The sequence below is a fragment of the Bartonella sp. AD328YNZD genome (assembly GCF_042196425.1).
Genome location: NZ_JBHIQG010000457.1, coordinates 1 through 1,589 on the forward strand (window position 1 = coordinate 1; position 1,589 = coordinate 1,589).

The following is a 1,589-nucleotide window of genomic DNA, read 5'->3' on the forward strand; positions in this document are numbered from 1 at the left end:
GTCTGTTGCCAATACGTTAAATTATGATTTTCCATTTTATATTTTTTCCACTGTGCACGAACGAGATTCAACTGCTCTTCACTTTTACCATCAAATATCACGACAAGTCGTTGATAAGCATCAATATCCGAACAAACAGCTCCCTCTATGAGAAAACGAATCTTTGAATCATTCGGATTTTCTTGTCCTGTTGTAAGAAATACAGGCTGAAAGTTTGGATATTGATCACACTCCGTTCCATGTCCAATAAATGATTCATCAGTATAAACCCATAAATGTATATCTATAGAATCGCGTTGTTCTTTACTCACACACTGTATTGTTACTTTACCAAAACGAGCCAATGCACGCTCCACAAGCGTCGGCAAAATATCCTTCAGCGTTGACTGCGTCAAATGATAGAATAAAATATCCAATCTCTTAAGCCTTCATCATTCTTTATAAAAAAGCTAATATCTTTTTAAAAAAACTTCTATACCCCTAATACAAAGGAAACGGTTCAAGATATAAACCCTCTTTTTTGATTGAGATGCATTATCTCTTTGCACGTATCTTTAAAAGACAATAATTTTTATTTTCAACGTTAATAAAAAAGTTTTTTAAGTTATTTTCCAGATTCTTTGTAGACTATAGTTGAAAATAAAATATAATGTACGGAAAATTTAAAGAGGACCTCATAGGCAATTTTATATTATTTATTTGGTAAAAATATCCAATTCATGAAAGGATATTTTTTCAAACTTTATTACATTTTAACCGAAAGCAGTAAGAATATTTGCTATCGAATTAAAAACTGAGGATTTTCCCCAATTTATGCGTATTATTGAGTTCTACATCCTGAAACGTGTCCTTGTTTTGTTTAGTTCTGTCATGATTGCAGCAGTGGGCGTTAGTTGGACTATACAAATTCTTGCACGGATAAACTTTCTCACAACAAGTAAACAAACACTCCTCACAGTCTTACAATTTTCACTCTCATTGGTTCCTTCTGTTATTTTTCTGGTCATTCCGTTTGCATTAGTGATCGCAATTACAACCATCCTCTCAGCAATGCATCAAGACTCAGAATTTGCTGTCATCAATGCCTCTGGTTTTCCTAAAAGTACTGTCTGGAAACCTATCCTTCTTCTTGCTATTGTTGCATCCTGTATCTCCTTTTCTATAGCTAATTTTGTTGTTCCTCAAGCGCGTCTTCATATGCGACAAATGCTAGCAAGCGCTCGTTTTGATCTTATCAATCTATTCATTAGTGAAGGGAGCTTTCAAAAACTCGCCAATAACCTTTACATAGAAATTGGCGAACGAAATCCAAATGGAACACTTGAACGCCTTTTCATTGCCGACCAGCGTGATCCTAAGACTGATCTTTTTTATTATGCAACAGACGCATCCATTGTGAGCAATAAAAACGGCAGTTTTCTGGTTCTCAATAACGGTGAAATAGAAAGAGTCAATCATCAAAATAACAGTGTTTCAATCGTGCAATTTAGCTCATATACTTTTAGCCTAGGAGAGTTTATCCCCAGTGATAAAACACCTACTCTTTATCCAAAAGATCGGTCTCTTTCTTATTTACAAAACCCTGACCC

General features: G+C 34.8%; 2 protein-coding genes. One reads left to right on the top strand and one right to left on the bottom strand.

Features of this window, described 5'->3' with window-relative positions:
- Positions 1-416: DNA polymerase III subunit chi (locus ACFIO3_RS12785; protein WP_375704585.1), on the bottom strand; the 416-nt coding region annotated here is incomplete at its 3' end.
- 397 nt (positions 417-813) lie between these two features.
- On the opposite strand from ACFIO3_RS12785, the gene ACFIO3_RS12790 reads away from it, so the two are divergent.
- Positions 814-1,589: LptF/LptG family permease (locus ACFIO3_RS12790; protein ID WP_375704586.1), on the top strand; the 776-nt coding region annotated here is incomplete at its 3' end.